At 47.0% G+C, this 19,305-nt stretch carries 11 protein-coding genes and 1 pseudogene; 4 read left to right on the top strand and 8 right to left on the bottom strand.

Annotation, left to right across the window (positions count from 1 at the left end):
* Positions 1-484 precede the first annotated feature (484 nt).
* Positions 485-1,207 carry a PEP-CTERM sorting domain-containing protein gene (locus QUB16_RS21335; protein ID WP_333319159.1) on the bottom strand — a complete coding sequence of 241 codons (723 nt, stop codon included), beginning with the start codon at positions 1,205-1,207 and terminating at the stop codon, positions 485-487.
* A gap of 1,194 nt (positions 1,208-2,401) precedes the next feature.
* Here QUB16_RS21335 and QUB16_RS33640 point away from each other — a divergent pair.
* Positions 2,402-2,547: pseudogene (locus tag QUB16_RS33640) on the top strand (DUF255 domain-containing protein); the annotation flags it as partial.
* Positions 2,548-2,555: 8 nt separating this feature from the next.
* Here QUB16_RS33640 and QUB16_RS21330 read toward each other — a convergent pair.
* Entirely contained in the window at positions 2,556-2,828 is a 273-nt protein-coding gene (locus tag QUB16_RS21330) for a hypothetical protein (RefSeq protein WP_333319157.1), read from the bottom strand.
* A 185-nt stretch (positions 2,829-3,013) separates the two neighbouring features.
* Positions 3,014-4,588 (bottom strand): outer membrane protein assembly factor BamB family protein, encoded by a 1,575-nt coding sequence (locus tag QUB16_RS21325; RefSeq protein ID WP_333319154.1) that lies wholly within the window; start codon positions 4,586-4,588, stop codon positions 3,014-3,016.
* Positions 4,589-4,715: 127 nt separating this feature from the next.
* Here QUB16_RS21325 and QUB16_RS21320 point away from each other — a divergent pair, with 127 nt between their 5' ends.
* Entirely contained in the window at positions 4,716-6,803 is a 2,088-nt protein-coding gene (locus QUB16_RS21320; RefSeq protein WP_333319153.1) for a thioredoxin domain-containing protein, read from the top strand.
* A gap of 164 nt (positions 6,804-6,967) precedes the next feature.
* Here QUB16_RS21320 and QUB16_RS21315 read toward each other — a convergent pair whose 3' ends face one another.
* From QUB16_RS21315 to QUB16_RS21300, 4 genes are all read right to left on the bottom strand, one after another.
* Complete coding sequence (locus QUB16_RS21315) at positions 6,968-8,056, bottom strand: ABC transporter ATP-binding protein (protein WP_333319161.1); 1,089 nt, start codon at positions 8,054-8,056, stop codon at positions 6,968-6,970.
* Positions 8,057-8,276: 220 nt separating this feature from the next.
* Positions 8,277-9,335, bottom strand: a complete 1,059-nt coding sequence (locus QUB16_RS21310) for a spermidine/putrescine ABC transporter substrate-binding protein (protein ID WP_333319151.1) — start codon at positions 9,333-9,335, stop codon at positions 8,277-8,279.
* Positions 9,336-9,386: 51 nt separating this feature from the next.
* Positions 9,387-10,238, bottom strand: a complete 852-nt coding sequence (locus QUB16_RS21305; protein ID WP_333319149.1) for an ABC transporter permease — start codon at positions 10,236-10,238, stop codon at positions 9,387-9,389.
* A 110-nt stretch (positions 10,239-10,348) separates the two neighbouring features.
* Complete coding sequence (locus QUB16_RS21300) at positions 10,349-11,194, bottom strand: ABC transporter permease (protein ID WP_333319146.1); 846 nt, start codon at positions 11,192-11,194, stop codon at positions 10,349-10,351.
* Positions 11,195-11,295: 101 nt separating this feature from the next.
* On the opposite strand from QUB16_RS21300, the gene QUB16_RS21295 reads away from it, so the two are divergent.
* Positions 11,296-12,807 (top strand): FAD-dependent oxidoreductase, encoded by a 1,512-nt coding sequence (locus QUB16_RS21295; protein ID WP_333319144.1) that lies wholly within the window; start codon positions 11,296-11,298, stop codon positions 12,805-12,807.
* 332 nt (positions 12,808-13,139) lie between these two features.
* Here QUB16_RS21295 and QUB16_RS21290 read toward each other — a convergent pair whose 3' ends face one another.
* Entirely contained in the window at positions 13,140-15,953 is a 2,814-nt protein-coding gene (locus tag QUB16_RS21290; protein WP_333319143.1) for a chloride channel protein, read from the bottom strand.
* 658 nt (positions 15,954-16,611) lie between these two features.
* Between QUB16_RS21290 and QUB16_RS21285 the strand changes: the two genes are divergently transcribed.
* Positions 16,612-19,305 (top strand): S8 family serine peptidase (locus tag QUB16_RS21285; RefSeq protein ID WP_333319141.1); only part of this gene is annotated, 2,694 nt, incomplete at its 3' end.

Here is a 19,305-nt window from a genome sequence, read left to right as displayed (position 1 = left end):
TCTGACCAATTCTTTTTTAAGAACTCTCCGAAAGCCTCTTGACAAAAGACTTACAGCCTTAACTTGTCACCAATGGTGGTTGCCCCGAAACAGCCTTGAGGTTCGGGGAGGGTTTGGGTGGGGTAAAAAATTTACGACTCCTGCAGGGATTGCTATATATCGGCAATGCTTCAGAAACAGCCTTACGGTAGTTCTTAAATGCGCTGTCTAGGGGCGATTTGACGGGATCATCTCAATGAAAGCAGCCCTCCGCTAGAAATTGGAGGCAGCAGCCAGGAGAAAAGATGAAGAAGGAAGGAAGCAGAAAAAGTGTTTTTACAAATATAAGATGCTCTGAGTTCGGCTTCAAAGTCTGGGGTTTTCACGGTGGCGCGCTATCAGATACTAAGAAACCTGGTTTCACCAAGAAACCAGGTTTTTAGCTCGAACATACAATAATCAGTTTGGCATCCAGCCAGAATCGAAAACGAGTTCAAACGATCGCCTATTCAGCTTTTTGAGCTTGAGCGCGTTGCTTTTTGAACTTAGCACCAAACCCAACAGCGGCTGCTGCTGCAAGCATTGTTAAAGGTTCAGGAGTAGCTTCAGTATTGCTAGTGCTGCTGACAAAAACATCGCTATCGCCATTCTTACCAATACCCCGGACGTGCATCCCTAGTCTCAAAGTACCATTATTCAACGCGGAAACTACGTTATTATAATTTCCAGTAAAGCTCAATCCCAAAACCTCACCCGCTTGGACACCGTTCCGCGTACCAGTTATCCCAGCTGCAAAATCCGTAGACCAAGGAGTAGCAAGGTTATTAGTTTGTGGCAGAGGAGTAGCTCCATTTGTAAAGTTAACACCAGCACTATTTATAATGCCAAAGGCGCTCAATAAATTGGTATTAGAACCTGTGTCGAAGTGAACTGCAGCAATAAAGATATCGGCGGCGGATTTGTCTTTATTGTTATTGAAAATGTTGAATAAAACGTTATTGGAGCCACGATCTAGGACATCAAAGCTAAAGCTATTTACATAGGCATCTCCCGATGTATTATCGCTAGCAATATTACTAAAGCTGAAGGCAGAGGCAGGTGCTGCGGATACTGCACTAACGGCGGCGACACCGGCAACAGCTAAAATAGATTTGACTAAGTTAAATTGGGATTTCATGGCTGACACCTTTATTTTTAAGTTGACTGGAAGCAGGTTTTTTTCCTTCACATATTCAATCTAAAGCAAAGCACAAGTTAATGCAAGTAGTTTTGATAAAGATTCGATGAAGATTGGGAATAAGCTGATGGGATTTAGGCAAAATGCCTAAATTGATGAGTTCTAGCTCGCTATTTCCTATGGCGTGCATCAAATAATAGGGGTGCTCCCACCCGGATTTTATTCCTGAGTTTTCTCTCTTTTAAAAAGCTATAACTCAGCTCCCTAAACAGGGGTGTCACACAGCATAATTACTGATAAAACTCTTTTAAAGCTCTAGATTATGCCCTTAAAAAGTTTTGGCTCCGTGAATGTACGGTAGAAAAGTTTAAGTGAGAGCTTGATTGCTGGGTAAAAATACGTAAAAACCGATAGTGACAGTGGAAGTCGCGGAATGTGGGCTATAACTCAGGACAAAATATTGGCTCATATTCGGTGCGTCGATTCTCGCTTTCGGATTCAGCAACCAGCGCCTTTTAGACTTATATGTTGCACCATTACCAAGAACGGGCTCTGGGGCCCGTTCCACAAAGAATGAGTTTTCTTGTGGGGAGTGGGGGTTGGGCAGGAGAGGCCGCCCAAAACAGGCTTATCGATCCGTGGTGCAACATCTCAATTTAGAGACCAATGGTTTCGGTGCTCGTTATTATCTGTGACGCTGGAACTTTGACCGAGTAAAGGGACGACTAGACTTTCTGGGACATAGTTTTCGGAACACCTCTACCGTCAGGGCTGTTTCGGGGCAACCACGGGGAGTAGGGGTCGGATTGCCCCTACGGAAAACCAGCTTTTTGTACGGGTTGTGCCAAGAATGCCCACCCATTCCTGGATTGGTTAGGCATTTGGTGGGATTGGGGCAGCCACGGGATTGGGGCAGTCACGGGATTGGGGCAGTCACGGGATTGGGGCAACCACGGGGAGTAGGGGTCGGATTGCCCCTACAAGAGATTGGGGCTGCCACGGGGGCTGCCCCTACAAGAGAATGAAACAGCGCTACGTCTACCGTGGAAGGCGCGGTGGTCGTTATCTAAAAATGTTGGGACTAATAATTCTATTTCTGGGTCTGCTTTCGCTAAAAATTGGTTAATATTATTTTTCCGAAAAAGCTCGCTTCCAAGATTTAACGGGTGATAAGCAAGTAGAAATACTTGAGGCTGTAAGGGTTTGAGTAGCTTGTCATCAAAAAAATGTGTGCGTGCGATCGCTGCCTCAGAAAGGGCCCGGAGGGAAAATAAACCGATTTTTTTTCAATTCGCTACTCTCGCTGCCACTGGTGTAGGGTGATGGAAGGTGAAGCATTTTGCGATCGGGCGATCGTCCAATACATGAATTCGCACCTTATACCGATAAAAAGCGCTTTTCACTGTCCCGCCTGTTTCTTCAACCGCCACTCCTGAAACCCTTTTTCGTACTCTTTCCCTTCAGTTCGATCGACATTCCCAGTATTCAGCGACAATCCCAATCCCCAGGTTAGTAAAATCAACAGCGACCAATCAAACTCGTGTACGGCTGCTATATCAATCCTTGCAGGAGTCGTAAATTTTTTACCCCACCCCAACCCTCCCCGAACTCGCGGGGAGGGAGTAAGAAATTCACAAATGATGCCGAACAGGCTTTCGGGCCTGTTCCACAACAGAGTCTAGTTATTGTGGAACAGGCCCGAAAGCCTGTTCCCGCAGTTAAACGGCACGTAGGAATAGGTGGCGGATTTCAACACCCTTTTAGGAACAGGCTTTCCGGCCTGTTCCACAACAGAGTCTAGTTATTGTGGAACAGGCCCGAAAGCCTGTTCCCGATAGAAGTACAAAATACCAATAACTAACCCAAAGTATACATCCAGCCATCCCTCGCACAAATCCTCACAATTCCGTCCCAAACTACCGGCGTCGCCTCAAATGACATACCCGGCTTAAATCTTCCCGATTCTATTACTTTCAAACGGTAAAACTCCCCTTTAGCATTTCTCAAAGCATTCTGATCCCCCGACTTCGCTCGTTCCCAATTCAAATTGAACAAATAAACACCGTTGTATCCCGCACTGATCAGTTTATTGCCATCGGTAAAAATCGGAGTCGAAATTGAAGAACCAATCGCTTTTTTAAATACTATTACCGGAGTATCGTAAGACTGGTTTCGCCAAGGCACAAAAGTTTTTTTACCTGTAATCATATCTTGGGAACCGATGTACAAATTGCCGTCGAGTGCATTTGTGGCAAACAGCGCCGGAAACTCCCCTGAATTGTACTCGTCATTCAACGCCACCGAGCCAATTATCCCGCCTTCCCAGCTAGAAAGTCGGCGATTTCCCGTCGGGAAAAACCATTCGACGCTGGCATTCGGTTCCTTGTTTGGATTCAGCTTCAGCACTCCGCCGTTGCCCTGAATGTATTGTTTTTCAATGGCACAAAATAGTTTACCGGATTTAGAAATTACAGCACTGCCATCCAAATCTGAACCAGTATAAAAATCCCAAACTATCTTTTTAGTTGCAATGCTAATACCGTAAATGTGACCGGAACCAGCAGCTATAAAAATTCTATCTTTGAGTCTCGATGGCGATGATTCGGCTACCAAGTTGCCGCCGTGTTTGCTGATATCTCCTGCTGCATAAAGCTGTACTTCAGACAAGATATTTGGCTGCTTGATGCCTTGTTTGATTTTTGCATTGCTTGTGGAACTATCGAGAAAATAGCCGATCGCATTTTCCCCCGCATTGAACAAAACGCCACCGCCGAGGTCCAAAGCGCTGCTGTCATTATCCCGGCTGTAGCTGGGCGTTTTCCTGATGTCCAATTTCCAAAGTTCCTTGCCAGTTCTAAAAGATATTGCCCTAAAACTCGGCACTACTTTTTTGCCACCACCGCCACTGCGGCTGCCTTGCAAAATTACAATTCTGTTTTCAGCGCTAGCTTTTTCATCGATATAGATCGTTGACGAACCTTTGATTATATCATCAAATTTATAGCGCCAAACTTCTTTATTGGTAGCAATATCTATTTTTCGCAAATTGTGGTCATAAGCACCTATAATTAAATAAGTTTTTCCCCCGTCTCTGGTAATTGTCGGCTGTCCAGTCCAACCGGCACCGCTCCAAACTACAGACCGCCTTCCCAGAAAAGTCCGGCCGCTGCCGAGTTGAAATTTGTCGATTAACTTCAAGCTTTTCGGAACACCTCTGCCGTAGAACCGACGCTTGTCGTTACCTAAAAAGGTCGGGACTAATAATTCTATTTCTGGGTCTGCTTTAGCCAGGAAATTGTTAAGATTAGTTTCTAATAAAGCTTGATCCGAGGATTCAGTTTGGCTCAGTTTGATAACAGCAGGAGGAACAGCAGCACTCAGCAAAAATTGTCCTAGCTGTTGATTGAAGGTTCTCCGAGATGATAAGCTCATATTAGATCGAGATAATCAGCCTTAATATTAAAACATAATTATCAGCAACAACTCAACTAAAACATCTCGCGCTAAACTGCTAGAGGACTGACAAGCTTACCCAGCACGAGTAAAAGTAGATTTGATTATGGTCAACCGTCTTGCTCAATCCCAAAGCCTTTACCTGCGGAAACACGCCGAAAATCCGATCGACTGGTGGCCCTGGTGCGACGAAGCCCTAGAAACGGCCCGAAGCGAAAATAAACCGATTTTCCTGTCAATTGGCTACTCTAGCTGCCACTGGTGTACGGTGATGGAAGGAGAAGCATTTTCCGATCGCGCGATCGCCCAATACATGAATTCGCATTTTATACCGATAAAAGTCGATCGCGAAGAACGCCCGGATATCGACAGCATTTATATGCAAACCTTGCAAATGATGACCGGTCAAGGCGGTTGGCCGCTCAACGTTTTTCTCACTCCCGACGAGCGAGTTCCCTTCTACGGAGGCACTTATTTCCCCGTAGAACCGCGCTACGGGCGCCCCGGATTTTTAGAAGTTTTGCAAGCAATTCGCCGCTTTTACGACACAGAAAAAGGCAAAGTAGAAGCCTTCAAAGCAGAGATTTTAGGCAACCTCCAACAGACGGCAGCGCTGTCAGGAGTAACCGCCGAATTAAATCGCGAACTCTTCCAAAAAGGCTTAGAACTCAACACCGGAATTGTTGCGGGCAGCAACCCAGGCCCCAGTTTTCCGATGATACCTTATGCTGAGCTAGCACTGCGGGGAACGCGATTTAATTTTGAATCAAAATACGACAGCAAACAAGTCTGCACTCAGCGCGGATTAGACTTAGCATTGGGCGGCATTTACGACCACGTAGGAGGCGGATTTCACCGCTATACGGTTGATGCGACTTGGACTGTGCCACACTTTGAAAAAATGCTCTACGACAACGGTCAAATTGTTGAGTATTTAGCAAATTTGTGGAGCGCGGGAATACAAGAACCCGCTTTGGAAACTGCGATCGCGGGGACAGTAGAATGGTTGAAGCGAGAAATGATTGCGCCGACAGGCTATTTTTATGCTGCACAGGATGCTGACAGCTTTAACACTTCTGAAGAAGTTGAACCGGAAGAAGGAGCATTTTATGTCTGGACTTATGCCGAACTGGAACAACTATTAGCTGCTGAGGAATTGGCAGAAATTAAAGCACAGTTTACTGTTAGTCGCAACGGCAATTTTGAAGGCAAGAATGTATTGCAGCGCCGCCATCCAGGAAAACTGAGCGACACCGTAGAAAAGGCTTTGGCTAAACTCTTTCAAGTTCGCTACGGTGGCAATCCGGATACTGTAAAAACCTTTCCGCCAGCCCGCAACAATCAAGAAGCTAAAAACGACACTTGGCCGGGTAGAATTCCCGCAGTTACTGACACGAAAATGATTGCGGCTTGGAATAGCTTAATGATTTCGGGCTTGGCCCGCGCTGCGGCTGTTTTTGGAAATTTGGAATATCTGGAATTAGCTGTGAAAGCGGCTAATTTTATGTTAGACAATCAGTGGACGGATGGGCGGTTTCAGCGGTTGAATTATGACGGACACTCTGCTGTAACCGCGCAGTCGGAAGATTATGCTTTGTTTGTGAAAGCTTTGTTGGATTTGCATCAAGCGAGTTTGACTTTAGGCAACGGGGAAGAGGCAAAACAGTTGCCGAATTCTCAGTTTTGGTTGGAGAAAGCTGTGCAGGTGCAAGAAGAATTTGATGAGTTTTTGTGGAGCGTGGAATTGGGAGGATATTACAATACTGCTAAGGATGCTAGCGGAGATTTGTTGGTGCGGGAACGCAGCTATATAGACAATGCAACTCCGGCGGCGAATGGAATTGCGATCGCCTCTTTGGTTCGCCTCGCACTGTTGGGCCCGAATTTAGAATATCTCGATCGCGCTGAGCAAGCTTTGCAAGCTTTCAGCAGTATTGTACAAGATGCTCCGCAAGCTTGTCCGAGTCTACTTTCGGCGATCGACTGGTATCAGCATTCTACCCTGATTCGCACGACTCCCGATCGAATTGCTGGGTTGATTTCTCAGTATTATCCGACTGCTGTCTGTCAGATTGAGGCTGATTTGCCTGAAGGGGTTATCGGGTTAGTTTGCGAGTGTTTGACTTGCAAGGAACCTGCAAAAAGTCAAGAGCGGCTGTTGGAGGAAATTTTGCAAAGTCAAACGCGAGTTTAGCATCAATACTGTCTATATTATTGAACCGCGAAGACACCAAGGACGCGAAGGAAGAAGGAGGAAGCAGAAGGAAGAAGTAGATTACTTCTTCCGGGAAGGAAGTACATCTTCAATCCGCTCCTCAATCTTCCAAAGAATCTCAGTGGCTTCAGCCCGCTTGAGTGTCAACAAATGCAGATACTTTCCGGCGGCACTGCCACTCGAACGCTGTCGCCGACTTGGTGTCGCTGCAAGTCATCTCTGTGCAAGTTTTGTCGGCGAAGGGCGATCGAACTTTTAGCAGTCAACCGCACCGTATAGCGCGTATCAGTGCCAATATAAATAGCCTCTTCTACTATTCCCGGCCAGCTATTTTCCTCGTCATAATTAGCCGGATAAATAGCAGCTTTTTCGGGCCGCAACACCAGGGTGACAACTTTCCCAGCGGGCATATCTTCGGCTGTTGCAACTAACACGGGCAACTGCTGGTCAACCAACACGATTATTTTACCGTTTTGCTTTTCTACTACTCGACCACTTAAAAAATTGCTGTCGCCAATAAAATCAGCAACAAACCGCGTTTTAGGATATTCATAAATATCAACAGGCGTGCCGACTTGTTGCAGTTTTCCTCCATCCATCACTGCAATTCTGTCCGACATCGTTAGTGCTTCTTCCTGATCGTGAGTTACATAAATAAACGTAATTCCTAATTTTCGCTGCATTTTTTTCAATTCTAATTGCATCTCTTTACGCAATTTTAAATCCAGCGCTCCTAGGGGTTCATCCAACAGCAAAACAGACGGCTGTTTGACTAATGCTCTTGCTAGTGCTACTCGCTGCTGCTGTCCTCCTGACAGTTGGCGGGGATAGCGTTTTCCTACCTCGGTTAACTGTACTAATGCTAAGGCTTCCGCAACGCGATCGCGAATTGTTTTCTGAGGCAAATTCTCCATTTCTAACCCAAAAGCGGCATTTTGTGCTACTGTCATGTGCGGAAACAAAGCATAGTTTTGAAATACCGTATTTACTGGGCGGTGAAATGGCGGGCGATTTTGCATCGGTTGGCCGTGAATATAAATTTCGCCTGCTGTGGGAATTTCAAAACCAGCTATCATTCGCAAAGTTGTAGTTTTGCCACAGCCCGAAGGGCCGAGTAAAGAAAAGAATTCTCGATCGTAAATTTGCAGGTTGATGTTGTCTACAGCTAAGAAATCTTGACTGCGGACACTTTTAAATACTTTGGAAACTTCTAAAACTTCGACAGCGTGCATTCTGTTAGTATGTGTGAGTAATAAAAATTTGAGTTCGAGTCTGGTTAAACTGATATCTTGCACAATTCTAAATTACTTGTTTAGGAACGGGCAAGATGCCCGTTCCACAAGAAAATTAAGTTTTGTGGAACGGGCATCTTGCCCGTTCTTGACGATGGTGCAACTCCCCTGCAAACTCAAAACTTAAGTGAACCAGCCCCCGCAGAAACCTGTTTTATATCTACTTTCCAGCCCCTGCTTTAACTTCCGTCCAAGCTCGATCGTACAATGCAGTTGCTTTCCCGACATCCTGCAATAATTTCATTTTGTCAAACACCTCAGCCGGCGGGTAAATTTGAGGATTTTTCAAATCGTTCGGGGCGATTAAACCTCGATCGATTGCTGCTTTGTTGGGCGATCCAAACTGGGTAAAATTGGAAATTTGGGCGCCTACTTCGGGCTGCAAAATAAAGTTAATAAATTTTTCCGCTAACTCTTTCTGGGGCGCACCTTTGGGAATTGCCATGTTGTCCGAAAAAATGATTGTTCCTTCTTTGGGAATAGCGTAACGGATATTAGGATTTTCTTTCATCACTTGGAAAATATCGCCGCTCCATTCCATTGTCAGATTTATTTCTCCTTGATCTAGCATATTTTGCCCGGTGTCGGGGACAAAAGCTGCAATGATATTGTTACTTTTTATCAGCAAATCGCGGGCTTTGTTAATTTCTTCAGGATTGGTTGTATTTGGATCAAATCCTAAATACATTAAAACTCCGGCAAATGTGTATCTGGCATCGTCTTGCCACGCCACTTTTCCGGTATATTTTGGATCGAACATCGCCGCCCAACTGTTAATTTCTCCCTGGATTGTTTTCGCGTTATAGCCAATTCCCATCGTTCCCCACTGGTAGGGCAGGGAATATTTATTCCCAGGGTCAAAAGCTTGATTTATAAACTTAGGTTCTAGGTTCTTTTGGTTGGGAATATTGTTTAAATTCAGCGGCTCAATTAGATTTTCTGCTATCATGATTTTCACCATGTAATCGGCGGGAAATATTAAGTCGTAACCGGGGTTTCCCTGTTTGAGTTTGGCATAGAGTGCGTCGCTGTTCTCGAAAGTGTCGTATTGAATTTTAACATTGTTCTCTTTCTCGAATTGGGCGATCGCTTCTGGGGCGATATAACTGGCATAATTGTAAATGCTGAGCACTTGTTGGTTGCCACCTGTGGGGCTACAGCCGAAAGCCACCGTTGCGCTCATCACAAACAAAAGTAGGAAAGTCAGCAGGCGTTTCATAGGTTGTGTTAGTTGCAGACAAAAATAATTATGACACAGAAAGCAATTTTTTTAACTTTTCTGAATTTTTAACGATGATACAACCAGCAACAATGAAGCCAACAACATCAAAGTTGAAATGGCATTAATCGCTGGCGTAACTGCAAATTTTATCATGCCATAAACAAATAAGGGCAGCGTCATCGAACCGACGCCGGTGGTAAAAAAGGTCACGACAAAATCGTCTAGCGACAGAGTAAAAGCCAGCAGTGCAGCGCTGAAAATAGCGGGCCAAATTAGAGGGAGAGTGATGCGCCAAAAAGTCCGCCATTCGTTAGCGCCTAAGTCAAAAGCTGCTTGTTCTAATTGAGGATCGAGTTCCGCCAAACGCGCCCTGACAGTAATAGTCACAAAGGAAATATTAAAGACAATGTGACCGATAATTACGGTAGGTAAGCCGAGATTCAGGCGAATTCCCGTGAGATTTTCTACGATCCGAAATACTAGGGTAAAGAAAACTAGCAGCGAAATGCCGATCGTAATTTCGGGCATGATAATCGGCAAAAACAGTAAAGCTTCTACGGCTTTGCGCCCCGGAAAATGAAAGCGTTCCAGCGCTAGGGCGAGCATTGTACCAAAAATGCTTGCTAGCACAGTCGAAATAGCTGCAATTAGCAAGCTGTTGTTGAGTGCTGTCCAGATTCCGGCACTGCTACTCGTAGCAATCGTCGCGCCTGCATTGCTAAACAAACTGCGGTACCAATCGAGGGTAAAGCCGCGCCAAACGGCATTGAATCTGGAGGCGTTAAAGGAGTAAATAATTAAGATGAGAATTGGCAAGTAAAGAAAGGCTAATGCTAGTACAGCTTGTACCCAAAGCCACTTTTTGCCGATCGCCCGCACGAGTATATCTAGTTTAGTCATTAGTCAAAAATAAGTTCGCCTGTAGGGGCGGGTTTTACAGACAATCTGTGCCTAAGACCAATAATCTCATAAACCCGCCCCCACCCAACTGTCAATCTCAATCTACCTGTTTAAGTTTCGTCAGACACGCGGAAGTAAATTAACACCGGAATCAATATGATTACCGTCAACAGCATAGAAAGCGCCGATCCAAAAGGCCAATCGCGGGCTTTCATAAACTGATTTTGAATCAAATTTCCCACCATAACTGTTTTAGATCCGCCCAATATATCCGGTGTGATGAAAGCGCCGACAGCGGGAACAAAAACCAAAATTGAGCCTGCAACAATCCCGCGAGTTGTTAACGGTAAAAAAACGCGCCAGAAAGTGCGGATATCATTTGCCCCTAAATCGTGAGCGGCTTCTACCAATGAAAAATTGAAGCGTTCTATGCTAGAATATAAAGGCAGAACCATGAAAGGTAAATAGCCGTAAATAAGACCGATCGCCACCGCGAAAGGCGTAAAAAGCAAATTTAACGGTTCGCTAATAATTTGCAGGCTTTGCAAGGCCGTGTTAACTACTCCTTCGCTACGCAAGAGTATGATCCAGGCGTAGGTTCTCACTAAAAAATTAGTCCAAAATGGAATAATTACCAGCAAAAGCAAAGCATTTCGCCAGCGAGGAGAACGGGTGGCGATGAAAAATGCCAGGGGATAGCCAACTAACAAGCAAGCAGCAGTTGTTAGAAAAGCCAGCCAGAGCGATCGCCCAATTACTCCTAAGAAAAGTCCACTGAACAAACGCTGGTAGTTGCTGAGAGTAAATATCCAAGTAACACCGCCGTAAGTACCGCGTTCTAAGAAACTGTACAACAGTACAATTAGCACGGGCAAAATGAAGAAAACCATCAGCCATGCGGTAGCGGGAAATAAGAGCAGCAACAGGTTAGTTTGCTGGCGGTTTTTGACACCCATTATTCACTCAAGCCAAATTTATCACATAATGCAACACATTTTATATCAAATCCGCATTTTCTGAATTATGTCATCATTAATAAATTATCAAGAGGTACGCAATGTCAGCAGAATCGTCAACCCCAAAAATAGTCGTCGTCGGTGCAGGATGGGCCGGTTTAGGCGCTACCTATCACCTAGCCCAGCAAGGCTATGATGTCACCCTGCTAGAAGCAGGCCCTTATCCGGGTGGCTTAGTTGCAGGGTGGAAAACCGCCGGCGGGCGTTCCGTAGAAGCTGGGATTCATGGCTTCTGGTATCCCTACAAAAATATCTTTTCCTTAGTCAAGGAATTAGGACTCGATCCCTTCACGCCTTGGACTCGTTCTTGTCAGTATTCACCGGCGGGATTGGAAGTAGAATCGCCGATTTTTCAGGACGAACCGCGGCTTCCCACACCGTTAGGAACCTTTCTTTACACCAGATTTAAAAGGCTGCCATTAGTCGATCGGCTTTCCGCCTTACCCTTACTCTACGCCGTCCTAGATTTCGACAATTCCGACGAAGCTTGGCGCAGGTACGATCGCGTCACAGCCCGCGAGCTCTTCAAACAGTTTGGCGTTTCTGCAAGACTGTACCGCGATGCTTTTGAGCCTATGTTATTAGTAGGTTTATTTGCACCCGGAGAACAATGTTCTGCCGCCGCAGCTTTGGGAATGCTTTATTATTTCATATTAGCACACCAACCGGATTTTGATGTAGTTTGGTGTCGCGGAACAGTCGGAGAAAAAATATTTCGCCCGTGGGTCGATCGCATGGAAAAACTCGGTGCAAAAGTATTGACAAAGCAGCGAGTTACTGATTTAATAGTGGACAGCAACAACCGAGCCACAGGCGTTGTTTGCGGTGAAGAAACCTTCGAGGCAGATGCAGTTATTTTTGCAGTTGGCGTCACGGGAATGCAAAAAATAATCAGCAGCAGCCCAGCTTTGCAAAGTCGCCAAGAGTTTCGGGACGCGATGAATTTGGGTGCAGTTGACGTGTTAGCTGTTCGCCTGTGGTTTGACAGAAAAATTGACATTCCCCTGCCTTCTAATGCCTGTTTTGGATTTAGTTCAACTACAGGTTGGACGTTTTTTGATTTGAATGCTTTGCACGACGAATTTCGAGACGAACCGGGAACAGTTGTCGAAGCTGACTTTTATCACGCAAATCAATTAATTCCCCTAAAAGATGAGGAAATTGTTTCCTTAGTTCAGCGGGATTTAGCGACTTGCATCCCCGCTTTTCGGGAGGCAAAAGTAATCGACAGCAGCGCGATTAGGCTGTCGCGGGCAGTGACGCATTTTGCCCCTGGCAGCTATCAGTATTTGTTGCCTGCGGTAACAAGTTATGATAATGTATTGATGAGCGGCGATTGGGTTGTCACCCGCCACGGTTCTTGGTCGCAGGAAAAAGCTTATGTTACTGGTTTGGAAGCGGCTAATTTGGTAATTTCGCGTTTCGGACTTGGGAAAAAAGCGGCAATTATTCCCGTGGAAGCTGACGAACCGCACATTCAAATCGGGCGAAAGATTAATCAGTTTACTCGCAGTTTGACTAAAACATTCATTCCCGATTTTTGGCTGCCATAAGAAGAAAGAAATTCTGCAACGCATTTAACAGATATCTTGCACCATTCTCAATTAGCCGTAGGGGCGGGTTCGCCAACAGCCTTAAAGCTTGCAAATAGGTTCTATAAACCCGCCCGACCCCACTGAGATGTTGCACCATTCTCAATAAGCTTTTTATGAACAGGCTTTCCGGCCTGTTCCACAAGAAAATTCACTCTTTGTGGAACGCAAGATGCCTGTTCCACAAGAAAATTCACTCTTTGTGGAACAGGCCGGAAAGCCTGTTCTTGAGAATGGTGCAAGATGTGAGATTTAACAGATGTCAGGAAGAAGGGGGATTCCCGTCTGGTTAGCTAAGAGGCCGATCGCACTAAAATGACTGTACAGTCGCACCCGCGCGCCACAGCTTCCGGGATGTTCCCGTGAATCACCTGCTTCAGCAGCCCTTCGCGGCTCGCTCCCAGGACGATCGCATCGCACTGATCGTTCTGAGCCAAATCAATTAAAGCATCAGAAACCGATTTAGCGCAAACCGAAGTCGCTATTATCGAACAGCTAACCCGGCGCTTGATAAACTCCGCCGCTTGCTTTAATTCTCCGCGATCGGGTTCTGCAACAGAAGGCTGGTGAACCTGACACAATTTAATCTCCGGTACAGCACTCGCAGCCACCAAAGCAGGTAGCAGCCGCAAAGCCGCAGCTTGCTTGTAACTGCCGCGAATAGGAACCAACCAGCGGTGCAAACCCATCAGCGTGTGCAGTCCCAATTCTGGCCCTGGAATGTCTGAATTCGGCGGGGAAAGTTCAGTCTCTGGAGTCGCTGATGAATCTGAGGATATCGCCAATGCGGGATTATCTGCGCCGTCAACTTTTTCTGGATTTAACTCCCATTCTATAGACGCATATTTGCGCCCGCTGAAAGTAGGGGAAAACTCATTTTTCTTGCGTGTTGCTAATAGTTTTTCGCTCCACTTTACCAAAATAACCTCGCAGCCTGCTTGCCGAATTACGGTATCCACCACATCGCCAAAAATGCGTCCTTTTGTGGAAAATTCGCCTTGCCAGCCCATCAAAATTGAATCGATATGTCGCTCCTTTATTGTCTCCAAAATCGCGTTAGGCACGTCGTGAGCTACCCGTATTTGGGTGTGTACCGGCAAGTTCCAATTGCGAATTATTCGCTCGGCTTGTTGTAGCAGGCGGCGGCTTTTGGTTGTCCGCACTGCGCTTTCTGAGGGGGAACTGTTGCGCGGTACTATGATGATTTGCAGGCATTCTAATTCGTAATTGCGATCGCGCGCAATGGCCGCCGCCAGCCGCAGCAAAGCGGGTGCTGTTTGGGGGTTAGAAAGCGGCACTAATAACCGGCCGTTTCCGACTTGCGGAGCCCGGGTTTGATAGACAACATAGGAAGGTTCTGGGTGCGGGCCCTGGGTTGTTTCTCCGCTGAGGCGATCGGATTCAACTCGGATAATGTCGCTGCGGGTAATAATTCCCACCAAACGCCGACCTTCTACGACTGGCAAACGGCTGATATTGTAGTTGTTGAGCCTGTACAGAACCTCGCTTAAAGTATCCCTTGCTTTGACTGCGATCGGCTGTACAGTCATAAATTCTTTAAGCAGCGAGTTGCCGGACAAATTGCGATCGCTGGCATTTGCCAAATCGGTTTGACTGACAATTCCGACTAATTTGCCATCTTCAACTACTGGAAATCCTCGGTGGTGCGATCGCGAAAAAGCCTGCATCACTTCATCGAAAGTCAGCAGACTCGAAAGAGTTTCAACTCGGCGCTGCATCACGTCATCTGCGTGCAAGTCGCTCAAAGTATTGCTGGCAGCTTGTGCCTGCGTCAGTTGAATACCGTTAAACTCCAAAAGGTGATTGTACAGCGAGCCACTTTCTACCTTTTCTGCCATTAAATAAGCAACTACAGAACAGATCATCAAAGGCAGCACTAATTTGAAATCCGCCGTAATTTCAAACACAATTACTACCGAAGTAATCGGCGCTCTAGTAACCGCGCAAAAAAACGCTCCCATTCCCGCCAAAGCGTAAGTTACTGGCGAACCAACGCCCAGGACATCTGCCTGCACAATGCCTACCATGTGACCGAGTGCAGAACCCATAACTAGGGAAGGGGAGAACAATCCTCCCGGAGCTCCAGAAGCAGCGGAAATAATAGTTAGAAAAAAGTGAGCTACAAAAGCAATTAAACTCGTTATGCCGCTTGCTTCGCCGGTCAGCAGAAACTCCCGCAAACCCGTATTGTTGCGGAAAGTTTCTGGGAGAAAAGCTATTACTGAACCGCAGATTATGCCAGCTAGAGCCACTCGCGCGGGCAAAGCTAATTTGAGGGTGCGCCTGTTAAATTGCAAGCTAGCAATAATCCCTTTCGTGAACAAAGCTCCCAGCAATCCTGCTAAAATTCCTAACAGTATGTAGAACGGGATTTCCTGAGCCTCAAAACTGCTTTGGTACGCGCGAAGGTTCAAATTTAAACTATCGCCGCCCAAAAGCTGCGAGACAACTGCACCGATAAATGAAGCGATAATTGCAGTCCCTAAAGTCAATCCCGAAACATCGTGCAGCAGTTCTTCAACTACAAACAAAACTCCTGCAATGGGAGTATTGAAACCAGCAGCCAATCCCGCAGCAGCACCGCAAGCAATCAATTGTCGGCGGTAGTCTGGGGAAGTTGGCATCAAGTGACCTATCCAGCCTGCCAAAGATGCTCCTATTTGCACAGTCGGGCCTTGCCTTCCTAAAGTTAAACCGGAACCAACTGCTAAAATAGTCGTCAGAAGTTTGGCGACAGCTACTCGCAAATCTAAGGAAAGATTGACTCCGCCGAGAGCAGCTTTGACGTGAGGAATGCCGCTGCCGGCAGTTTCGGGAGCAAAACGCTCAACCAAGAAACCTGTCAGCAACCCGCCGCATAAACCGACGCCCGGCAGTAATATCCAAGCTGGAATTACTGTCGAGGTAGCAACTCGCCAACTGCCCAGCCATCCGACTCCTGATTTGAGCAAAACCCCAGCGAGTCCTGAAATTAAACCGATCAGACAAGCTTCAAAAATGGCTAGGCGTTTGGGCCGTAAAAAAAGTTGAGATTTGATGACCCTGGAAGGTTCCCTAAATTGTTTAGGGATAGTTATGTACGGCATAAATAGCGTAGATGACCTGAGAATTGTCTGCTCGATCGCACTTTAGCGAAAAATCCTTCGACTTGGCAAAATATAACTAATTTTTAACCGGAGGTTCACGCAGATTAACGCAGATTAATTCTATATGTTTATAGAACCCATTTGATATCTTGCTAGCGATCGCTCATAGCAGTCGAAGGGCTCACAGCAGTCGATTTACCATAACAAGTACGGAAGAACTACTTCCCTGATTTGTTGAGATTCACTTTGCTGAGGATTCTTTCGCCCTTTTGGCAAATTCAATTCCTGTCACACAACAACCGTCAAAAGTCAAGCCTCAACCACCCTCATCGCCAAAGATCCGACTTTTCCGACTTTTGGGACTTGAAGATCCGACTTTTCCGACTTCTACAAACAGCCACCGACAGCAATAATAGAGATAGCGAAAGTCAACCCGCGATCGCTTGGGTTCTATACGCAGTTGGATATTTGTGAACTGTAACAGGGAATTTTTATTTCCGGGGAATTAGTTTAGCCATTGCCACCGATCTATAAAAAAATCTATCTGAAGGGGGATGCAGCGAGAAGGCGATATCATCTCATGGCAGATGATATCGCCTTCTTCTCCGATCCACTCGCTTTCAGAAGCAGGTAAGAAAATTATCAGGAGATCATTCTTATGGCTATCAAATTGCCGAACGACTCAGATGACTTACAAGATCCCCTAGCTAAGGATCAGTGGTGGCTGCTCAACACCGGACAGACAAACATCGAAGGCAGGAAAATTGACCCAAATCCAGGCATGGATCTCAATGTAGTCCCTCTGTGGCCAGAGTATACCGGCGAAGGCATCAAAGTAGGCGTCGTTGATGATGGTGTTGATCTCAATCACCCAGACCTGCCAGCCAAAACAGGGTTCAACCCGGCAGATAATAATAAGCATGGCACCCCTGTAGCTGGCATTATTGCAGCACAAAGAAATGAAGTCGGCACCGTCGGCGTTGCTTACGGAGTAGCGAGCATCAGCAGTTTCAGCTTTAATGATAAGGATCAGACCGCTAGCCTGGCAAGCCAAGTTGATTTCGACGTTTCCAACAATAGCTGGGTTCGTGTCCACCATTTCCACATCAACCCTGCCTACGAAAAACCGATCGAAAAGGCCGTCACTGCCGGCCGCAGGGGGTTGGGCACAGTATTTACCTGGGCCGGGGGAAACGACCGTCAAGAGGTTAACCCAGACCCCAATCTGCAACGAGCAGGAAAGCGGGGGAGAAATGTCAACTTAGGCAGTTACGAGAACAGCCGCTATGTAATTGCTGTAGCAGCGATCGACAATAAAGGAGTTGTGGCCCCATACAGCACTCCGGGTGCACCACTCTTAGTCTCAGCCTTCGGCGACCAGGCCACCAGTATCGCTACCGTCGATCGTATCGGCAATGATGGCTACAACACCCACAGTAGCCCTACTCGATATAGCGGCAATAATGGCTCCAACAACAAGAGCCAAACAGCAAGCGCGCCACGCGACAAAGCGAAAAAGGGGGTAACCAATGCAAATAATGGAAAAGATAATCTGAGCGATTTTAAGGAGCTTGACTACCACGCAGGCTTTGGCGGCACCTCAGCAGCGGCGCCGATGGTTGCCGGCGTTGCAGCCTTAATGTTGCAAGCCAATCCCAAACTCGGCTACCGCGACGTTCAGGAAATCCTGGCTTACTCAGCCCGCAAAAATGACCCCAATGCCCAGAAAGATGACTCTGGTAAGGACGCTTGGACATTCAACGGTGCTAAAAACTGGAACGGTGGCGGACTCCACGTCAATCACGACTACGGCTTCGGATTAGTCGATGCCACAGCAGCAGTGCGGTTGGCTGAAACTTGGCAATTGCAATCTGGAACTGCCAAAAATGAAGCGGCAACTGCGGTAAATGAGAAAGTTCAAATTGCCAATTTGACCCTGCCAGAATCGGGGGTAGATATCCCCGACAATAATCCCGCAGGAATCAATCAAACCTTCAAGATTACTCAAGGCATCAACATCGACAAGCTCGAACTAGACTTGAATATCGAGCACGGTCAATTTCAAGACTTAGTAGTCAAGCTGACATCTCCCGATAAAACCGAGAGTATCATTCTCGATCGTCTCCCTTACTACACCGAGGTCGGCCGTGCAAAAGAAGACTACGGTTTCAAAGGCACAACTGTTAGCTACACCTTCAGCAGCGCCCGCCACTGGGGAGAAACCGGCCTTGGCGATTGGACGCTGAACATTTCCGATAATAGCGCCACCAACGACCTCAAAAATACGGGTCAGCCCTATGTCTATGAAAACTCCCCCGATGACAAGATAAACATTCTCACCAGCGGCAACAATGTCGGCAAACTCAAAGAGGCAACTTTACGGCTGTACGGCGACGACATCATTAACGACAACACCTACATCTATACCAACGAGTTCGCAAGTTTCACCGATACAAACGATGCTGCCCGCAAAACTCTCAGCGACACCAACGGCGGCAACGACATCATCAACGTTGCCGCCATCACTGACGACGTTATTATCAACCTAAAGCGCGGTGGAGAAAGTACCCTACCAGGCCGCACAGTTACAGGCCAACAACTCCCTGATACTCAAACCCTGACCATCGACCCCGACAGCATCATCGAGAATGTCTTCGCCGGTGACGGAGATGACTCAATAGTCGGCAACGAAGCACCCAACACCCTCTGGGGCGGCCGCGGCAACGACACCCTCGTCGCCTCCGGTACCGGCGACACCCTCGTCGCCTCCGGTACCGGCGACACCCTCATCGGCGGCGGCGGTAGCGACTCCCTAGTGGGAATCATGGGAGACACTACTTACATCCTCGATGCCAAGACAGCCGCAGGCAGCAAAATTAAAGCTGTTGGTGTCGCCAATAATTTAATCCTCGACAACGCCACCCTGACAAACACCCTCCCCGCAAAATCGCAGAAGGGGATGAATAAAAGAGGTGACGATTTGGTGATCGACCTCAACGAGGACGGCAAGCTAAAATCGCCGGATGATTTGACCATTGAAGACTTTTTCTTGGCTAGTAGCAGCCCCTTCCTCAACGTCGGCAACCTGCGTGGTGAGGACATTTTCCTGGTTCTCACTCCAACTCCGGCAACACCAACTCCAACTCCGGCAACACCAACTCCAACTCCGGCAACACCAACTCCGGGGAGAATATTACGGGGAACTCCCGGCGATGACTCCTTAAATGGCGAGGATGGTGACGACAGCCTCTTTGGCGGCGCGGGAAATGACATCCTATACGATGAATTGGGCAATAATTTGCTCTCCGGCGGCGACGGCAATGACGAAGTTTTCGGCGGAAACGGTGCCGAC

Source organism: Microcoleus sp. D3_18a_C4 (assembly GCF_036702415.1).
Classification (GTDB): domain Bacteria; phylum Cyanobacteriota; class Cyanobacteriia; order Cyanobacteriales; family Microcoleaceae; genus Microcoleus.
This window is presented reverse-complemented; position numbering and strand designations above follow the sequence as displayed.

Excerpts from the sequence above, each read along its gene's own strand:
- QUB16_RS21320 (WP_333319153.1), top strand. The coding sequence starts at position 4,716 with ATGGTCAACCGTCTTGCTCAATCCCAAAGCCTTTACCTGCGGAAACAC.
- QUB16_RS21305 (WP_333319149.1), bottom strand. The coding sequence starts at position 10,238 with ATGACTAAACTAGATATACTCGTGCGGGCGATCGGCAAAAAGTGGCTT.
- QUB16_RS21325 (WP_333319154.1), bottom strand. The coding sequence starts at position 4,588 with ATGAGCTTATCATCTCGGAGAACCTTCAATCAACAGCTAGGACAATTT.
- QUB16_RS21315 (WP_333319161.1), bottom strand. The coding sequence starts at position 8,056 with ATGCACGCTGTCGAAGTTTTAGAAGTTTCCAAAGTATTTAAAAGTGTC.
- QUB16_RS21295 (WP_333319144.1), top strand. The coding sequence starts at position 11,296 with ATGTCAGCAGAATCGTCAACCCCAAAAATAGTCGTCGTCGGTGCAGGA.
- QUB16_RS21310 (WP_333319151.1), bottom strand. The coding sequence starts at position 9,335 with ATGAAACGCCTGCTGACTTTCCTACTTTTGTTTGTGATGAGCGCAACG.
- QUB16_RS21300 (WP_333319146.1), bottom strand. The coding sequence starts at position 11,194 with ATGGGTGTCAAAAACCGCCAGCAAACTAACCTGTTGCTGCTCTTATTT.
- QUB16_RS21290 (WP_333319143.1), bottom strand. The coding sequence starts at position 15,953 with ATGCCGTACATAACTATCCCTAAACAATTTAGGGAACCTTCCAGGGTC.